Raw genomic sequence first — 17,752 nt, 5'->3', positions numbered from 1 at the left:
TCTATTGTTTTGGCTGAACAGCGCCACTCCGGTTGTTACGTCGATCGGGCCGTCGCGCTCGCAGAGGTGGAGAAGGACATGGCTCGGGCCCGCAGGTCGTTTCTCCGGAATCTTGCCCTGTGGTTGGTAGTCCCTGCCGTCCTGGCGTCAGCTGTCACCGTCGGGGCGAGCGTTCTCACGCTTGGGGCCGCCATTGCCGCGACGGACCCCTGCGCGGCACCGGTCACGAGCGCCGTCGCCTGCGAGAATACGCTGCCCGGAACGCCCCGCAGCGACTGGGAAGTCGCCGGCAACGGCGACGCCAGCATCCAGGGCTTCGCGACGTCGATGAGCGTCACGGCAGGCTCCCCCGTTCGCTTCAAGATCAAGAGCACCGCCTCGTCCTACCGCGTCGACATCCTCCGACTCGGGTACTACCAGGGCAACGGCGCCCGCAAGGTCGCCGTCGGGCTGCTTCCCACGGTCTCGCTGCCGCAGGCGCAGCCGGCCTGCCTCACCTTCTCCGCCACGGGTCTTGTCGACTGCGGAAACTGGGCCCAGTCGGCGCTCTGGAACGTGCCGGCCACCGCGGTGTCGGGTGTGTACATCGCGCATCTGATCCGCAATGACACGGGTGGCAGCAGTCTGATTCCCTTCGTCGTGCGCGATGACGCGAGCACGAGCAGCATCGTCTTTCAAACCTCGGACACCACATGGCAGGCCTACAACAACTACGGCGGTAACAGCCTCTACCAGTGCACCGTCGCCTGTCCCCCCGGTTCCCCTCAGGCCTACAAGGCGGCATTCGCAGTCTCCTACAATCGACCGTTCACGCCAGCTGCGCAGGGACCCAACTGGCTGATGGATGCGGAAGTCCCGATGATCCGATTCATGGAGGCCAACGGCTACGACGTCACCTACCAATCCGGGCTCGATACCTCCACCAGCGGTCCGCTCCTGCTCAACCACAAGGTCTTCCTGTCCACCGGCCACGACGAGTATTGGGATGCTTCGCAGCGCGCCAATGTCGAAGCCGCGCGGGATGCCGGGGTGAACCTTGCCTTCTTCAGCGGAAACGAAATTTTCTGGAAGACGCGCTGGGCCGCCAGCTCCGACGGCACGTCCACGCCCGGTCGCACAATCGTCTGCTACAAGGACACGCATTTCAATGCTCCCACTGATCCCGTGGAGTGGACAGGTACCTGGCGCGACCCGCGCTACGGCACGTCCGGCGGCGGCGGAAACCCTGAGAATGCACTCACCGGTCAGTTCTTTCTGGTTAATGCCGGATCCGCCGACATCAAGGTCCCTGCCGAATACGCTTCGATGCGGCTGTGGCGGAACACCGCCGCGGCGGCGCTGACCGGAAACCAATCCCTCACCCTCGGCTCCGGCCTGAACACCCTGGGCTACGAATGGGACGTGGATTCGGACAACGGATTTCGGCCCGCGGGTTCCTTCCGCCTGTCATCAACCACGGTCGCTGCGTCGGAGGTTTTCACCGACTACGGCACAAGCGTGTCGCCGGCAACGGTCACTCATAACCTCACGATGTATCGGGCCCCGAGCGGCGCCCTCGTCTTCGGCGCCGGCACGATCCAGTGGTCGTACGGACTCGACAGCTATCCGAGCCGCGGGGCACCCGACCGCAACATGCAGCAGGCCACCGTGAACCTGTTCGCGGACATGGGGGCCCAGCCGGCGACCCTGATGCCAACCCTGGTGGCCGCCACAAAGTCCGCAGACACGACAGCTCCCTCGTCCGTGATCACGTCCGGCTTGGACGGCCAGACCCTCACCGACGGCGTGAACGTCACCGTCGCCGGTACGGCGTCCGATATGGGCGGGGTCGTCGCGGGCGTCGAAATCTCCACCGACGCGGGCGCGACGTGGCGACCGGCCACCGGAAAGAGCAACTGGACGTTCACCTGGATTGCTCATGGCAGCCCCAGCGCAAACGTTAGGACCCGGGCCGTCGACGATAGCGGCAATCTGGAGACACCCGGCGCGGGCGCCACGGTCAGCATCAACTGCCCCTGCTCGATCTTCGGGCCGAATGTGATCCCGGATGTTGCGGATGCCGGTGATACGAGCAGCGTGGAACTCGGGCTGAGGTTCACGTCGGACATGCCCGGGAACGTTACCGGCGTGCGATTCTACAAGGCCACTAACAATAAGGGAACGCATTCAGGGAGCCTGTGGTCCTCCACCGGCCAGCGTCTGGCGACGGCGAATTTCTCGAATGAGACCGCGACCGGCTGGCAATCGGTCACCTTCTCCACTCCCGTGGCCATCGCGGCAAACACGAATTACGTCGTATCGTACTTCGCGCCCCAGGGACACTATTCCCAGGCCTCGGGATACATGTACCCGCACCCGTCCCCGATGCCGGCCGGGAACGCCTCGCTTGACAGCGCCCCGCTGCATGCGCCCCGAAACACGCCGACACAGGGCAACGGCCTGTACTCCTACTCCGGCACGAGTTCCTTCCCGTCAAACAGCTTCAACGCGGAGAATTACTGGGTGGACGTGATCTACTCGGCCGGCACCGCCACCGTCCCCACGATCACCTCGACGACCCCTGCCGCCGGGGCCACGGGGGCGCTCGTGAGTACCACGCCAACGGCGACCTTCGACCAGCCGGTGACCCCCTCGTCGGTCACATTCACCCTCACGGATGGGGTCGGGGTCGCCGTAACCGGAACGACCGGATACGACGCCACCAACAACAGGTCCACGTTCACCCCGGCCAGCACCCTGGCGTACAGCACCGCGTACACGGCCACGGTCAGCGGCGCCACGAATTCATCCGACCAAACCATGGCCGCACCGATGTCCTGGACGTTTACGACCGCCGGCACTCCGACGGAGCCCGCGGTCACGTTGACCAGCCCGGCGGCCAGCACGGTCAGCGTGCCAATCGGCGCCGCCCCGTCGGCAACGTTCGATCAGCCCGTCACCCCGGCCTCGATCGCCTTCACGCTGCAAACCACCGCGGGCGCCACGGTCACCGGATCGACGGGCTACAACAGCACAACCAACACGGCCACCTTCACGCCGGCTAGCGCCCTGACCAACAGCACGAGTTACACCGCCACGGTCAGCGGAGCCACCAACTCCACCGGCCAAACCATGGCCACGCCCAAAACCTGGACGTTCACCACCGCCGCGGCCGGCGCGTGCCCCTGCAGCGTCTTCAGCCCCAGCGCTCTTCCCACGATCATCACCGACAGCGACACATCAGCCGTGGAACTCGGAATGAAATTCCGCTCCGACGTCGCCGGCACCGTCACCGGCATCCGCTTCTACAAGGGAAGCCAAAACACCGGCACCCACACCGGACACCTCTGGTCCTCAACCGGCGCACTCCTCGCCTCAGTGACCTTCACCGGAGAAACCGCATCCGGATGGCAACAAGCCACCCTCTCCACCCCCATCAACATCACCGCCAACACCACCTACGTCGTCTCCTACCAGGCACCCAACGGACGCTACTCCGCCACGTCCAACTACTTCAGTGCCGCCACCAACAACGCCCCCCTGCACGGACTCGCCAACGGCACCGACGGCGGAAACGGCGTCTACCGCTACGGGGCGACGGCATACCCCTCCTCCAGCTACAACAACACCAACTACTGGGTCGACGTCGTCTTCACGAACGCCAGCACCGCCCCCCTCGTCACCGCGACCACACCCGTCGCCGGCGCCGCCAACGTTCCCGTCAACGTCGCACCCTCGGCAACATTCGACCAGCCCGTCACCCCGGCCTCGATCATCTTCACGCTCACAGACGCCGCCGCTACTACCGTGGCCGGATCGACCAGCTACGAGCCCTCCGGCAACATGGTGACCTTCACGCCGACTAGCGCCTTGGCCAACAGCACGAGCTACACCGCCACGGTCAGCGGCGCCACCAATGCGACCGGCCAAACCATGGCCGCACCGAAGACCTGGACCTTCACCACCGTTCCCCCACCAGCAGCCCCCACCATCACCGCGACCACCCCGACGACCGGCACCAGCAACGTCACCGTGACGACAGCGCCGTCGGCAACGTTCGACCAGGCCGTCACCCCGGCCTCGATCACCTTCACCCTGCAAACCACCGCGGGCGCCACGGTCACCGGATCGACGGGCTATAACAGCACGACCAACACCGCCACCTTCACGCCGGCGACCACGCTCAACTACGCAACGAGTTACACCGCCACGGTCAGCGGCGCGACCAATGCGACGGGCCAAACCATGGCCGCACCGAAGACCTGGACCTTCACCACCGCGGCGGCCCCGGCAGCCCCAACCATCACCGCGACCACCCCGAACACCGGCGCCACCAACGTCGCCGTCAACACCGCACCGACAGCCACCTTCGATCAGCCCGTCACCCCGGCCTCGATCGCCTTCACGCTGCAAACCACCGCGGGCGCCACGGTCACCGGATCGACGGGCTACAACAGCACAACCAACACGGCCACCTTCACGCCGGCTAGCGCCCTGACCAACAGCACGAGTTACACCGCCACGGTCAGCGGAGCCACCAACTCCACCGGCCAAACCATGGCCACGCCCAAAACCTGGACGTTCACCACCGCCGCGGCCGGCGCGTGCCCCTGCAGCGTCTTCAGCCCCAGCGCTCTTCCCACGATCATCACCGACAGCGACACATCAGCCGTGGAACTCGGAATGAAATTCCGCTCCGACGTCGCCGGCACCGTCACCGGCATCCGCTTCTACAAGGGAAGCCAAAACACCGGCACCCACACCGGACACCTCTGGTCCTCAACCGGCGCACTCCTCGCCTCAGTGACCTTCACCGGAGAAACCGCATCCGGATGGCAACAAGCCACCCTCTCCACCCCCATCAACATCACCGCCAACACCACCTACGTCGTCTCCTACCAGGCACCCAACGGACGCTACTCCGCCACGTCCAACTACTTCAGTGCCGCCACCAACAACGCCCCCCTGCACGGACTCGCCAACGGCACCGACGGCGGAAACGGCGTCTACCGCTACGGGGCGACGGCATACCCCTCCTCCAGCTACAACAACACCAACTACTGGGTCGACGTCGTCTTCACGAACGCCAGCACCGCCCCCCTCGTCACCGCGACCACACCCGTCGCCGGCGCCGCCAACGTTCCCGTCAACGTCGCACCCTCGGCAACATTCGACCAGCCCGTCACCCCGGCCTCGATCACCTTCACGCTGAAAGATTCAGCTAACAGCACCGTCACCGGAACCACCGGTTACAACAGCACCAACAACACTGCCACCTTCACCCCCATCTCACCCCTCGCCCAAGGAACGAGCTACACCGCCACGGTCACCGGCGCCACCAACACCACCGGCCAAACAATGACCGCACCGAAGACCTGGACCTTCAGCACAATTCCGGCGCCCGCGGCCCCCACGATCACCGCGACCACGCCGACGACCGGCACCAGCAACGTCACCGTGACGACAGCGCCGTCGGCAACGTTCGACCAGGCCGTCACCCCGGCCTCGATCACCTTCACCCTCACAGACGCCGCCGCTACTACCGTGGCCGGATCGACCAGCTACGAGCCCTCCGGCAACATGGTGACCTTCACGCCGACTAGCGCCTTGGCCAACAGCACGAGTTACACCGCCACGGTCAGCGGCGCGACCAATGCGACGGGCCAAACCATGGCCGCACCGAAGACCTGGACCTTCACCACCGCGGCGGCCCCGGCAGCCCCAACCATCACCGCGACCACCCCGAACACCGGCGCCACCAACGTCGCCGTCAACACCGCACCGACAGCCACCTTCGATCAGCCCGTCACCCCGGCCTCGATCGCCTTCACGCTGCAAACCACCGCGGGCGCCACGGTCACCGGATCGACGGGCTACAACAGCACAACCAACACGGCCACCTTCACGCCGGCTAGCGCCCTGACCAACAGCACGAGTTACACCGCCACGGTCAGCGGAGCCACCAACTCCACCGGCCAAACCATGGCCACGCCCAAAACCTGGACGTTCACCACCGCCGCGGCCGGCGCGTGCCCCTGCAGCGTCTTCAGCCCCAGCGCTCTTCCCACGATCATCACCGACAGCGACACATCAGCCGTGGAACTCGGAATGAAATTCCGCTCCGACGTCGCCGGCACCGTCACCGGCATCCGCTTCTACAAGGGAAGCCAAAACACCGGCACCCACACCGGACACCTCTGGTCCTCAACCGGCGCACTCCTCGCCTCAGTGACCTTCACCGGAGAAACCGCATCCGGATGGCAACAAGCCACCCTCTCCACCCCCATCAACATCACCGCCAACACCACCTACGTCGTCTCCTACCAGGCACCCAACGGACGCTACTCCGCCACGTCCAACTACTTCAGTGCCGCCACCAACAACGCCCCCCTGCACGGACTCGCCAACGGCACCGACGGCGGAAACGGCGTCTACCGCTACGGGGCGACGGCATACCCCTCCTCCAGCTACAACAACACCAACTACTGGGTCGACGTCGTCTTCACGAACGGCCCCTAGACCGCTCCGCCGCTCGGCCTGCTGCGCGCACGCCGCGGCGGAACGGTTCAACACCGAGGAGGCAACGGCTGAAGTCGGCGCGGAACTATGGGGCTGGCGAGCGCCCCACCCAGTAGCCTGATCGCATGACCGAGCCTGCTGTCAGTGCCGACCGAGAAGTACCTCCGCAACCCGCGCGCGGCCACGTCGTGGCGTGGGCATTTTGGGATTGGGGGTCCGCGGCGTTCAATGCGGTCGTCACCACCTTCGTGTTCACCGTCTACATCACGGGCTCCTCCTTCGGCGACAAGGACGTGATCTCGGCGCAGCTCGGCTGGGCACTCGCGATCGCCGGTTTTCTGATCGCCGTTCTGGCTCCGATTACCGGGCAGCGTTCCGACACGTCGGGTCGACGCAAGTTCTGGCTCGGAGCCAATACCTTCGTGGTCGTGGCGCTCACCGCCGGCATGTTTTTCGTCCAAGCCAGTCCGAGTTTCCTTCTGCTGGGCCTGTTTCTCGTGGCGGCCGGCAACGTGTTCTTCGAGTTCGCCGGCGTCAACTACAACGCCATGCTTGCCCAGGTGTCAACGCCACGTACCATCGGCAAGGTCAGCGGCTTCGGCTGGGGAATGGGCTATCTCGGTGGCATTGTGCTGCTCCTGATCGTGTACTTCGGCTTCATTCAACCCGAGATCGGTCTCTTCGGAGTGACCAGTGAGAACGGTTTGGCAGTGCGCGTGTCGATGCTCATCTCCGCTGTCTGGTTCGGGCTGTTCGCACTTCCGGTTCTCCTACGCGTGCCGGAATACCGTGCGCCGACGGCGGTCCGCCGCGAGCGGGTTGGCTTCTTCCGTTCCTATGCCGTACTCGGCCGCGACATCGCCCGACTGTGGAAGACGAGCAGGCCCACGGTCTACTTTCTGTTGGCCAGCGCGGTTTTTCGCGACGGGCTCGCGGGCGTCTTCACCTTCGGGGGCGTGCTGGCGGCATCCGTCTTCGGGTTTTCGGCCGGCGAAGTAATCATCTTCGCCATTGCCGCGAATGTGGTTGCCGGCGTGGCCACCATGAGCGTAGGCGCCCTCGACGACCGGCTCGGCGCGAAACCGGTGATCGTCACCGCGCTCGTGGGCCTGCTCGTCAGCGGTCTCGTCGTGTTTTTCCTCCACGACGGCGGACAGATCGTGTTCTGGACGGCCGGTCTCGCCCTGACGCTGTTCGTGGGTCCCGCGCAGTCAGCGAGCCGCACATTCCTCGCCCGGCTCATCCCCCCGGGACGGGAGGGCGAGGTGTTCGGCCTCTACGCCACCACGGGCCGCGCGGTGAGCTTTCTGGCCCCGCTCGCATTCGCGCTCACGGTAACTATCTTCGGTGAAACATACTGGGGAATCCTCGGAATCATGCTCGTTCTTCTGCTGGGCCTGCTGCTGCTGATACCGGTGAAGGCCCACCAGGAGCAGATCAGGTAAGTTGACGCGGCGTTGGGGTCATCCGCAAAGCTGAGTACCGACCGGTGGTATCCTGAGTGTTGACTGAACCGATGCCGTAGTCGTCGGCCCCGCCGGGCAAGCTGGAGGGATGACACTCACACAGCTTCAGAAAGCCGAACTCCTGAACACCCTGCATGTGCCCGGTGAGCCTCTCATCGTGACCAACGTGTGGGACGCCATCACGGCCAAGATCGTCTCTGACGCACCCGGCGTCAGGGCTCTCGCCACGGCGAGCCACTCCATCTCCAACGCTCGCGGGCTGCAGGACGGTGAGGGTCTGTCCGTTGATGAGGCCATCCTCGCGGCAGGCATCGTCGCCCATGCGGTCGATCTGCCCGTCTCCGCGGACTTCGAGAAGGGCTACTCCGATAGCGCGGCGGGCGTTACCCGCAACGTGCGCCGCCTCATCGAGGAGTCCGGCATCGTGGGCATCAACATCGAAGACTCGATTGGCGCGCCGAAGGCCCCACAATTCGACATCGCGACCGCATCATCCCGGGTCGCGGCAGCCCGCGCCGGTGCCGACCAGAGCGGGATCCCCCTGGTGATCAACGCACGCGTGGACACCCTGGCCGGCGGCGGGGACTGGGACGACGCGGTCGCCCGCGCCAATGCCTACCTCCGCGCCGGCGCCGACGTAATCTTCTTCCTCGGCCTCACCGACGAAGACAAGGTGCAACGCGCGCTGGAGCAGGTCAACGGCCGCATCTCCGTCATCGGAGCGCCCGGTCTGGTCCCGCTGGCCCGCCTGGCCGAACTAGGAATTTCCCGCGTGAGCTTCGGCCCCGGAACGCTCGGACTGAGCCTTGCGGCGCTGCAGCGCACGGCCGCAGAACTCACCGCGCTCGGCGACTACCCCGCCGATCTGGGCTTCACGTTTGCGCTGTAGCCCGCAGATCTGCCGCACAGGTAGACGCGAGGCCAGGCGTCGAGCTCGACGGTGAGCCGATGTCCCTCCGCGTGGGATTCCGTTCGCCGCGGCCTGCTCTTCCACATGAGCGGGCCGTGGCCGCCACACGCTCGTGCGGTGGTCAGTGGATGCGGGTGGCCTCGTTGTGCTCGATGAGCAGCCAGGTCACGCCCTCGTCGGAGGAGACCCAGCCCTCCCACTTGTACGACGTTGCGGTGATGGACGTGAAGTTCCATCGGATCGGCTTGCCGTCGGTGCGGGTCCCGTCCTGGCGGATTCCGTAGCGATAGGGTGTGGCCACGAGATGGCAGTACTCGCCTGTCACGGGCGAGAAGTAGCTCACGCGCCACGCGCCGGCGAGAGGGTCGTACACGCGGATGGCGGTGGCGACCGTCTCGCTGCCGGCCGGCTGCGACGAACGAGTCTCGATTTCGATGTCCTGCACCGCACGGCCATCGAGAATGAATTCCATCTGCCACACGAACGTGCGTTCTGACCACTCGCCGGTTGCCTCGTTCAGCCGCGTGCCCCTGACAGCCCACGACCCCACGAGGCGCCCGAAACGTTTCATGCGTTCCGGGTACTGCTGGGTCGCTTCGGCCGCGACGAGCGCCTCAACGAATCGGGGCGTGGGAGTGGCGGTCATGAGTTGATTTTACCGGGTGAACATTGCCTGCGTATTAACTGGACGAGCAGAATAAAGGATCCGGTGTGGTGCACACCGCGCCACGCCCTTTTGCTGCGGCGCGCTGGGTCTACACTCCAAGAGCAGGGCACCGTCGACCTCGAGGAGACGAATGGCAGGACAGAATTTTCTGGACCGGTTCCGCCCGGTCGGCGCGCCGGGAGCTGCGGCCCCGGCCGGCGTCCCAGCGTCAGACGATCTCGACCCGGCAACCGAGATCGCCCCAGTCTTTGCTGCCCTCGCCGCTGACATCGCCGCGTGCCACACCCTCGTCCAGGAGGCCACGGCCGAGGCCGACCGAGCGGTCTCCCAGGCGCGCGAACGAGCGGACGCGATCGTGGCCCAGGCGAAACTGAATAGGGGCGCCGAGGAGTCGCGTGCGTCGGCACGCGTATTGCAGGGCGCCGCGGACGCGGATGCCGGTCTGCTCGCTGCGGCCGACACCGAAGCCGCCGCCCTGAAGTCCGCGGCGGGCACCCGATTGCCGACCACCGTGCGGCGCGTTCTGGACACGATGCTGGCGGAACAGTTGGCCTCGCAGTGAAGGCCGATTGGGTGGCGGCCTCCGTGCGAGCCAGGTCCATGGCCCAGCGCCGGGTCGGCATCGGTGGAATCCAGCGCATCGCGGCGCAGCACAGCCTCCGGGAAGGTCTAGCCCTGCTTGAGCACACAACTTACGGCGAACGCCTGGTCGGGTGCGCGGACCGTGCCGGTGCGGAACGCGGCATCCGCTCGACGGTGCTGTGGCAGCTGAGGGTCCTCGCGGGGTGGATCCCGGGCACGGGAACGCGGCTGATGCGGGCAGCCGCGGGTGGTTACGAACGCGACAATATCGTGAGCCTCGCCCACAGTTTCGACGGCAGCCCGACCTCGCCTGAGTTCTTCGATCTGGGCGCCCTGGCGACGGCGTGGCCTCGATTGCGGGAAGCGCAATCGACTGCTGAGCTTGACGAGGCCCTACGAACCTCCCGATGGGGAGACGCCGGATCCGACGATGCCACACCTCGCCGGGACATCTTGACCGTGGTCTGGCTCGGTCGGCTCGCTGCGGTCGCGGGAGCCGCCCGGCCGTGGGCGGAGGCCGCGAGCGGTGTGCTGGCGGCGCGGCTGCTGCTGGTCGACGAATCCGTGCCCTCGGGACGGTTCCGTGACGCCGTACGTCCCCTTCTCGGGCGAGCATGGGAGGGCGCCGCCAATCTCAACGAGCTGCGCTCCGCCCTGCCCAGGGCGGCTCGGGACGCACTACGAGATGTGGACGGCCCGAAAGATCTGTGGAGGTCCGAGGCCCGGCTGCGGGCGACGGTGGAGACCGATGGCTTCCGCCTCCTGCGCGGCGCCATGCCCGGTCCCACCATCGTGCTGGGTGGCATCGCTGTGCTCGCGATGGATGCCTGGCGGGTACGTGCCGCACTTTCCGCTGCGGCCTCCGGAACGGGAACAAGTGAGGTGCTCGATGCCGTGGCGTGAGTCTCTCAGTCCGGTGCAGATGAAGCGGGTGGCCATCGTCGCCCCCGAGGAGCGTCGGAGCATCGTACTCGCGGCGGTTTCCTACTGTGCCACCGTCGAGCTGGACCTCCCCTACCCGCCGGGGGCCGGTCCGGAGGAACTAGTGCGAGCCTCGGACGCGGCGATCGTCTCCGGCCCCACCGTGGGTTGGGTGGGTTGGGCCCCATCCAGAGAACTCGTCTCGCTGGCCGAGACTCTTGCGCCGCTGGGTGCCGCCGTCGTGCCGTTGCCTCGTCCGCGGGGCCTGCAGCCGCCCACGTTGCTCACCGGCACCGGTTCCGGGCACGTATCGCGCACCCTCGTCGATACCTACGGGACGGTGCCCTACGCCGATGTCGATCCGTCGCGGCTGGCCGGACTGGCCTATATCGTCATGTTCGGGATGATGTTCGGTGATCTCGGACACGGTGCCATCCTGGTCGTCGCCGGGCTCGTGCTCCGCAGCGGAAAGATCGTCCGGTTGGCGAAACTGCGCAAGACATGGCTGTTCGTGACCGGTGCCGGGCTGACATCGATGCTCTTCGGTGCCCTCTACGGAGAAGCCTTCGGGCCGACGGGAGTGATTCCCGTTCTGTGGCTCGACCCCATGGCCGACCCGGTTCCGCTGCTGGTGACGGCCCTGGTGTTTGGCGCCGTACTGTTGGCCGGCGCCTACGCCCTCGGCACCATAAACCGGATCAGGGAGGCGGGGTGGGGTTACGCACTATATGCCAGTTCCGGCATAGCCGGCTCCGTGCTGTTTGTGGCCGTCGGGCTGCTCGCATGGGGACTCATCGCCGACCAGGGCGCGCTCGTGGTTGTCGCGGTCGTATTCGCGTTGGCGGCACTCGGGTTCATCTTTGTGGGGTACTTCGTTGACGCCGGAGGCGGCGGGACCGGGGTGATTCAAGCCGTCATCGAGGTCATTGACACGGTGATCCGGCTCGGATCCAATGTGGTCTCGTTCGCGAGACTGGCCGCCTTCGGCCTCACCCACGCGGCGCTCCTAACGGTCGTTTGGGCCGGCACAACAGCACTGTGGGGCCCGGACTGGCGGGCCGCAGCGGCCGTCCTCCTGTTCCTCGTCGGCAACGCACTCACGTTCGGGCTCGAGGCCCTCGTGGCGGGGATCCAGGCCCTCCGACTGGAATACTACGAGCTCTTTTCCCGCATCTTCCAGGCCGAGGGGCGTGCGTTTCGTCCCTGGTCGCCCACTCCGGCCGACGAGTCCGCCGACGGCATCCGTGAAACTGAAAGGCATCACTCGTGAACATCTGGCTCGGCACGATACCTGCGTTCCTTCTGGCGACCCTCGGCGCGGTCGTACTCATGAGACGCAAGCGCAGGTCAGGCCGCACTCTTCTCGTGGGGATCAATGCCGCCATCATGGCTGGCGCCCTCGCTCTCGTCGCCGCCGCGCTTACCGCTGCGCCTGCGACCGCGGCGACCGTCACAGCCGCGACCGCAACGGCCGCGACCACCACGGGCAGTGGCGGTTCCGCCCTTATCGCTGCCGCCATAGCGGTAGCCGGATCATCCATCGGCGCGTCGTTCGCCGTCGCCTACACGGGCTCGGCGGCGCTTGCCGCGATGAGCGAACGACCAGAGATCTTCGGACGGGCGATGGTCGTCGTCGGGCTCGCGGAAGGAATCGCGATCTACGGGCTGATTATCGCCATCATCCTCATCGGCAAAGCCTAAAACGGGCGGAGATCATGTCGGATGTCGTTGCCGCTCTCGGCGAGAGGGTGTTGCTCGAAGGATTCGGGCTGGCCGGAGCCAGCATTATTGCCGCGGAGACGGAGACGGAGGTACATCGGCGCTGGGCCGAACTCGCGGGGCATACGGGCGTCGTGATACTCACCCCGCACGCTGCGCGCATCCTTGGCCCGGCCGTGTCCGATCCGCATTCCCCCCTCACGGCGGTGTTGCCGTCATGACCGGTCTTCAACGTGAGGCCGACATTGCGCTCGCCCCGGTGCGGGAATCACTGCGTGCCACAGCGCAAAAATCGGCTGCGGAAGCCCAGGAGAAGGCTCGCGCTGAGGTGCAGGAAATTCTGGACGCGGCGCACAGGAAGGCCGACAGTATCCGAGCGGCCGCAGTCGCTTCCGGTGAATCGGCCGGCCGGTCGCAAGCGGCACTGCGATCCGCCCGCAATCGCCGGCAAGCCCATGAGGCGGTGCTGACGCAGCAGAACAGCCTGCTGCTGGAACTTCGTCTCCGGGTCACCGAGGCGTCGATCGCGTTACGTAGCGATGCGCGGTATCCGGAGCTCATGGCCCGACTCACGGAACGCGCCCACGCGATGCTGGGTGCGGAGGCGTCGTGCACCGAAAGCCCGGACGGCGGCGTTATCGCCGAACAGGGATCGCGTCGCCTGGACCTGTCTCTACCGACTCTCGCCCTGGGCACACTCGAGTCCCTCACAGCCGAGATCAGCACCCTGTGGATACCGGCATGACCCGCACCGGCGCCGTGGTTCGGGTCAGCGGACCACTGGTGCAGGTGGAGGGCCTCGACCGACTGTCCATGTTGGAGATCGTGGCCGTCGGGCCCGATCGAATCAGCGCCCAGACCGTCGCCATCCGGGGCACGCTCGCGACCCTGCAGGCCTACGAATACACGGGAGGACTCAAGGTTGGGGATACCGCGGAGGCCACGGGAAGTCCGCTCATCGGCCTGCTCGGGCCGGGCATGCTCGGTCAGGCCTTCGATGGATTGATGCGTCCGCTGTCTTCTGCCCCGCTGTGGCTGCAGCCGAACCGGGCATCATCCGCGAATGATCCCGCCACGATATCCCGTGTGTGGACCTTCGTTCCCCGGGCGGCGGTCGGCGCCGCCGTCACGCCCGGGCAGGTTCTCGGCACGGTACCTGAATCGGGTTCGGTGGAACACCGTGTTCTGGTACCGCCAAGGATGTCCGGGACGGTGACCTGGCTGGCACCGGAGGGTTCCGTACGGGCCCTGGATGCTGTCGCCAGGATTGACGACGTCGATGTACCGCTCGCGGAGTCGTGGCCGGTGCGCGTCCCGCGGCCTTTCCTGGAGCGTCCCGTTGGGGTTGTTCCCCTGCACACCGGCCAGCGGGTGCTCGACCTGATGTACCCGCTCGCTCGCGGGGCCGCGGCCGCCGTACCCGGCGGGTTCGGTACCGGCAAGACCATGCTGCTGCAACAAATCGCCAAGTGGAGCGACGCGGACGTGATCGTCTACGTGGGCTGCGGGGAACGCGGCAATGAAATGGCGGACGTTCTCGACGGACTGTCAAACCTGGTTGACGAGCGTACGGGCGGCAAGCTGATCGACCGCACGGTCATCATCGCCAACACGTCGAATATGCCGATGATGGCGCGCGAGGCCAGCATCTACACAGGTATCTGTGTCGCCGAGTATTACCGCGACATGGGCTACGACGTCGTGCTGATTGCCGACTCCACCTCACGATGGGCGGAGGCGCTTCGTGAGTTCGCGAATCGCAACGGTGAGCTTCCGGCCGAGGAGGGGTATCCAGCGAGCCTCGCCTCGGCGCTTGCTGCCTTTTACGAGCGCGCCGGCCGGGTGACCACCCTCGGCGGCACGACCGCATCCGTCACGGTCATCGGAGCCGTTTCCCCTCCTGGTGGCGACATGACGGAACCGGTCACGACCGACACGCAACGATTCATTCGCTCCCTGTGGTTGCTGGACCGCGACCTCGCCTATTCACGGCATTATCCGGCCGTCAGCTGGACCGGCTCCTTCGCTCGGGATGAGGAAGCCCTCGGTTTGTGGCACGCCGCGAATGGGGACCCTGATTGGGCGCAGAGGCGGGCCCGCGCGGCGGCTCTCCTCGCTGAGGCAGACCGGTTGAGCGACCTGGCCGAGATCATCGGAACCAACTCGCTTCCCGGCCATGAACGCATGGTGCTCCTCGGCGGTCGATTACTCAGGGACGGTGTGTTGATGCAGAACGCTCTCAGCGCCAACGACGGATTCTGTTCGGCGGAGAAGGGCGCCGCCCTCCTCGACCTGGTTCTCCATGTCGTTGACGTTTGTCAGCAACTCGTGCAGGGTGGAATCCCTGCGACGGTAATTGAGCAGTCGGATCTCCGGCCCGTGCTTCGGGCACGGGAAGACACGGGCCCGGCCGACGCGGCCGGTGTTGCCGCGCTCCGGGCCGACGTTGTGCGACACCTGGAGGAGCTGTCATGACCGATGCGGCGATCCCGTCGGAGGCGACACCGGTACCGGCGCGCGGGCCCGGTGCGGGGCAACTCTCACACGGCGACGTCCGTGAGCTACGTGGTCCTCTCGTCGTGTTGGGCAACGTCGACGACGTGGGCTGGGACGAGTTCGCCACCGTTGAGGTTTCCGATGCGGAGCGCCACGGACTCGTACTGGAGGTGGACCACGACATCGTCACGCTGCAGGTTCTGGAAGGTACCGACGGCATGGCACCCGACGAGACCCGGGTACGGTTCGCCGGGCGACCCTTGCAGATTCCGGTCAGCACCGGCTGGCTGGGACGTGTGTGCAATGGCCGGGGCGAACCTTTGGACGGCGGCCCTCCCGTTTCCGGGGCGACGACCCTGCCGGTCACCGGCTGGCCGCTGAATCCCGTGTACCGAGAGCCTCCGCAGGAACCAGTGCTGACCGGCGTTTCGGTCATCGATGCTCTAACCACTCTCGTCAGGGGTCAGAAACTGCCCATCTTCTCGGTAGCCGGGCTTCCGCACCTCACCTTGGCCACGCAGATTGCGGCGCAGGCGACGTCCGGCGGTGGTGCCTTCCGGGTCATCTTCGCCGCGATGGGACTGACTCACGCTGACATTGGGTATGTTCGCGACCGTCTCGAGGAACGATCAGCGGCCGGCGAGCTTGTGTTGCTGCTCAATGCCGCCGATGACCCCGTTATCGAACGCATCCTCACGCCGAGGATCGCGCTCACGATCGCGGAGTACCTCGCGTACACGGAGGGCGATGATGTGCTGGTCATCATGTCCGACATGACGAGTTACGCCGAAGCCGTGCGGGAGGTTTCCGCCGCCCGCAGGGAGATTCCTGCTCGCCGGGGCTACCCCGGCTACCTCTACAGCGACCTCGCGGGTCTGTATGAACGGTGCGGCCGGGTTCGCGGCCGGGCCGGTTCGGTGACGATTGTGCCCGTGCTGACGATGCCGGGCGGCGACATCACGCATCCGGTTCCCGACCTGACCGGATACATTACCGAGGGCCAGATTGTACTGTCACCCGAGGCTCACGCTCGCGGGATCTACCCGCCCGTCGATGCCCTGTCGTCCCTGTCGCGTTTGATGCGCAGTGGCGCGGGCGCTGGGCGCACCAGGGAGGATCACCTCGACGTGGCGGCGCAGCTGCTTGCCGCCCTGGCACGCGCCCGCCAGGCCAGCGAACTCGCTGAACTCGTCGGTGCTGACGCATTGAGCGAAACGGACCGCAGCTACCTCACCTTCCGCCGACTGGTCGAGCAGGACCTGTTCGGCCAGGGGCGCGACGAGCTCCGCACCCTGGACGACACGCTGGGTCGAGCCTGGACGGCGCTGGCCGAGCTGCCGGAATCGGAGCTCACGATGCTCTCGACGGCATTCTTGAAGCGCTATCTGCCCGCACGATCGGGGACGGCATGACCTCCACCGGGCGGGCGGGGAAGGTGCGTCTCGAACGCCGACTCGTGACGGCACGGCACGGCGCAAATCTTCTTGATCGCAAACAGCGCATCGTCGCCGACGAGCTCGACCGCCTGCAGCTACACGCCGACGCTATTCGGCGACGGTGGGAAGAGGAGGCGAACGAGGCAGCCGTGTGGCTTCGACGCGCCGTTGCTCTCGACGGCCAAGAACTGCTCACACACGCATCCCCCGTCGACCCAGCCCTCGTCGAGGTGAAGTGGGGCGGCGCCATGGGTGTCAGCTACCCGGTGGATGCGACCTGCGTGCTGCCCGACGCGGTGCCGGCGGGTGGAAGTTCCGCGCTGGCCTGGGCCGCGGCAACACATCGATCTGCCCTCATAGTCGCGGCCCAGCACGCTGCAGCGCAGCGAGCCGTCGTGCTGCTGTCCAGGGAACTGACCGCGACCCGCACTCGCCAGGGAGCCGTCGAAAACCGTTGGATTCCCCGGCTCGAGAAGGAGCTCAGGGTGATTCGGCAGAAGCTTGAGGAACAAGAACTGGAGGAGAACCTGCGCGTGCACTGGGCCGCCGAGCACCAGGCCGACGCCTCCTCCCCGATTCGGACGATGGATACTGGACGAAAGGAATCTTCATGAGCGAGGTGATTCTGGTGGCAGTGAACGATTCCCCGGCAGCATTCGCGGCCGTCACGGTGGCGATAGATCACGCTCAACGGCGCGGAGCCAAGCTGCACGCGATCGTCGTGATCGAAGGTGGGGAGACGGAGCGTCACCTGGCCGTGTCCACGCTGCCGGCCACCCGACGGCACGCGGGCGCCGATGCTGTGCTGGCGCATGTTGTCGCTCGTGGGTCCTCAGCTGGGCTTGAGGTCACCGGTAGTCGGCGGTCTGGACGCGTGGCTGCCGAAATCCTGGATGAGGCCCGCACCGTCGACGCAATCATGATCGTCATGGGACGAGTGGATCGGCCGGGGCACCTGATCCCCACCATCGGCAGTCACACGCTGCGGGTTCTCGAATTCACGACCGTTCCCGTGCTCGTCGTACCCCTCCGCTGACCGCCGTTCTCCGCGCAAGGG

At 66.3% G+C, this 17,752-nt stretch carries 14 protein-coding genes; 13 read left to right on the top strand and 1 reads right to left on the bottom strand.

The annotated features are described in order from the left end of the window. Positions 1 to 9 precede the first annotated feature (9 nt). The 3 genes from AC1MB9_RS15165 (at position 10) to AC1MB9_RS15155 (ending at position 8,853) form a co-directional block, all read left to right on the top strand. Positions 10 to 6,498, top strand: a complete 6,489-nt coding sequence (locus AC1MB9_RS15165; RefSeq protein WP_479962747.1) for a DUF4082 domain-containing protein — start codon at positions 10 to 12, stop codon at positions 6,496 to 6,498. A gap of 125 nt (positions 6,499 to 6,623) precedes the next feature. Continuing rightward, positions 6,624 to 7,943: an MFS transporter gene (locus AC1MB9_RS15160; protein WP_479962746.1), complete on the top strand. Its 1,320-nt coding sequence runs from the start codon at positions 6,624 to 6,626 to the stop codon at positions 7,941 to 7,943. Positions 7,944 to 8,052: 109 nt separating this feature from the next. Next, positions 8,053 to 8,853 (top strand): isocitrate lyase/PEP mutase family protein, encoded by an 801-nt coding sequence (locus tag AC1MB9_RS15155; RefSeq protein ID WP_479962745.1) that lies wholly within the window; start codon positions 8,053 to 8,055, stop codon positions 8,851 to 8,853. Positions 8,854 to 8,995: 142 nt separating this feature from the next. On the opposite strand, the gene AC1MB9_RS15150 is transcribed toward AC1MB9_RS15155, so the two are convergent. Next, positions 8,996 to 9,520, bottom strand: coding sequence for a hypothetical protein (locus AC1MB9_RS15150; protein WP_479962744.1), 525 nt, complete (start codon positions 9,518 to 9,520; stop codon positions 8,996 to 8,998). Positions 9,521 to 9,671: 151 nt separating this feature from the next. Between AC1MB9_RS15150 and AC1MB9_RS15145 the strand changes: the two genes are divergently transcribed. From AC1MB9_RS15145 to AC1MB9_RS15100, 10 genes are read left to right on the top strand one after another with little or no spacing between them, the layout of a single operon-like run. Beyond that, positions 9,672 to 10,103, top strand: coding sequence for a hypothetical protein (locus tag AC1MB9_RS15145; RefSeq protein WP_479962743.1), 432 nt, complete (start codon positions 9,672 to 9,674; stop codon positions 10,101 to 10,103). A gap of 23 nt (positions 10,104 to 10,126) precedes the next feature. After that, positions 10,127 to 11,026 carry a hypothetical protein gene (locus tag AC1MB9_RS15140; protein ID WP_479962742.1) on the top strand — a complete coding sequence of 300 codons (900 nt, stop codon included), beginning with the start codon at positions 10,127 to 10,129 and terminating at the stop codon, positions 11,024 to 11,026. Further along, positions 11,013 to 12,314 (top strand): V-type ATPase 116kDa subunit family protein, encoded by a 1,302-nt coding sequence (locus tag AC1MB9_RS15135; protein WP_479962741.1) that lies wholly within the window; start codon positions 11,013 to 11,015, stop codon positions 12,312 to 12,314. The genes AC1MB9_RS15140 and AC1MB9_RS15135 overlap by 14 nt, the downstream gene beginning before the upstream one ends. Next, a complete protein-coding gene (locus tag AC1MB9_RS15130) occupies positions 12,311 to 12,745 on the top strand; it encodes an ATP synthase subunit C (protein ID WP_479962740.1) in 435 nt (144 codons plus the stop codon). The genes AC1MB9_RS15135 and AC1MB9_RS15130 overlap by 4 nt, the downstream gene beginning before the upstream one ends. A gap of 14 nt (positions 12,746 to 12,759) precedes the next feature. Next, positions 12,760 to 12,984, top strand: a complete 225-nt coding sequence (locus AC1MB9_RS15125; RefSeq protein WP_479962739.1) for a hypothetical protein — start codon at positions 12,760 to 12,762, stop codon at positions 12,982 to 12,984. Then, positions 12,981 to 13,508, top strand: a complete 528-nt coding sequence (locus AC1MB9_RS15120; protein WP_479962738.1) for an ATP synthase subunit B family protein — start codon at positions 12,981 to 12,983, stop codon at positions 13,506 to 13,508. Before AC1MB9_RS15125 ends, AC1MB9_RS15120 begins: the two co-directional genes overlap by 4 nt. Beyond that, complete coding sequence (locus AC1MB9_RS15115; RefSeq protein ID WP_479962737.1) at positions 13,505 to 15,238, top strand: V-type ATP synthase subunit A; 1,734 nt, start codon at positions 13,505 to 13,507, stop codon at positions 15,236 to 15,238. The genes AC1MB9_RS15120 and AC1MB9_RS15115 overlap by 4 nt, the downstream gene beginning before the upstream one ends. Then, positions 15,235 to 16,671, top strand: a complete 1,437-nt coding sequence (locus AC1MB9_RS15110) for a V-type ATP synthase subunit B (RefSeq protein WP_479962736.1) — start codon at positions 15,235 to 15,237, stop codon at positions 16,669 to 16,671. The genes AC1MB9_RS15115 and AC1MB9_RS15110 overlap by 4 nt, the downstream gene beginning before the upstream one ends. Beyond that, entirely contained in the window at positions 16,668 to 17,309 is a 642-nt protein-coding gene (locus AC1MB9_RS15105) for a V-type ATP synthase subunit D (protein WP_479962735.1), read from the top strand. Before AC1MB9_RS15110 ends, AC1MB9_RS15105 begins: the two co-directional genes overlap by 4 nt. Continuing rightward, positions 17,306 to 17,731, top strand: coding sequence for a universal stress protein (locus tag AC1MB9_RS15100; RefSeq protein WP_479962734.1), 426 nt, complete (start codon positions 17,306 to 17,308; stop codon positions 17,729 to 17,731). The genes AC1MB9_RS15105 and AC1MB9_RS15100 overlap by 4 nt, the downstream gene beginning before the upstream one ends. Positions 17,732 to 17,752 lie beyond the last annotated feature (21 nt).

The sequence above is a fragment of the Cryobacterium sp. AP27 genome (assembly GCF_056680495.1).
Note: the sequence above shows the minus strand (reverse complement) of the source record. Positions and strands in the feature narration are given on the sequence as shown.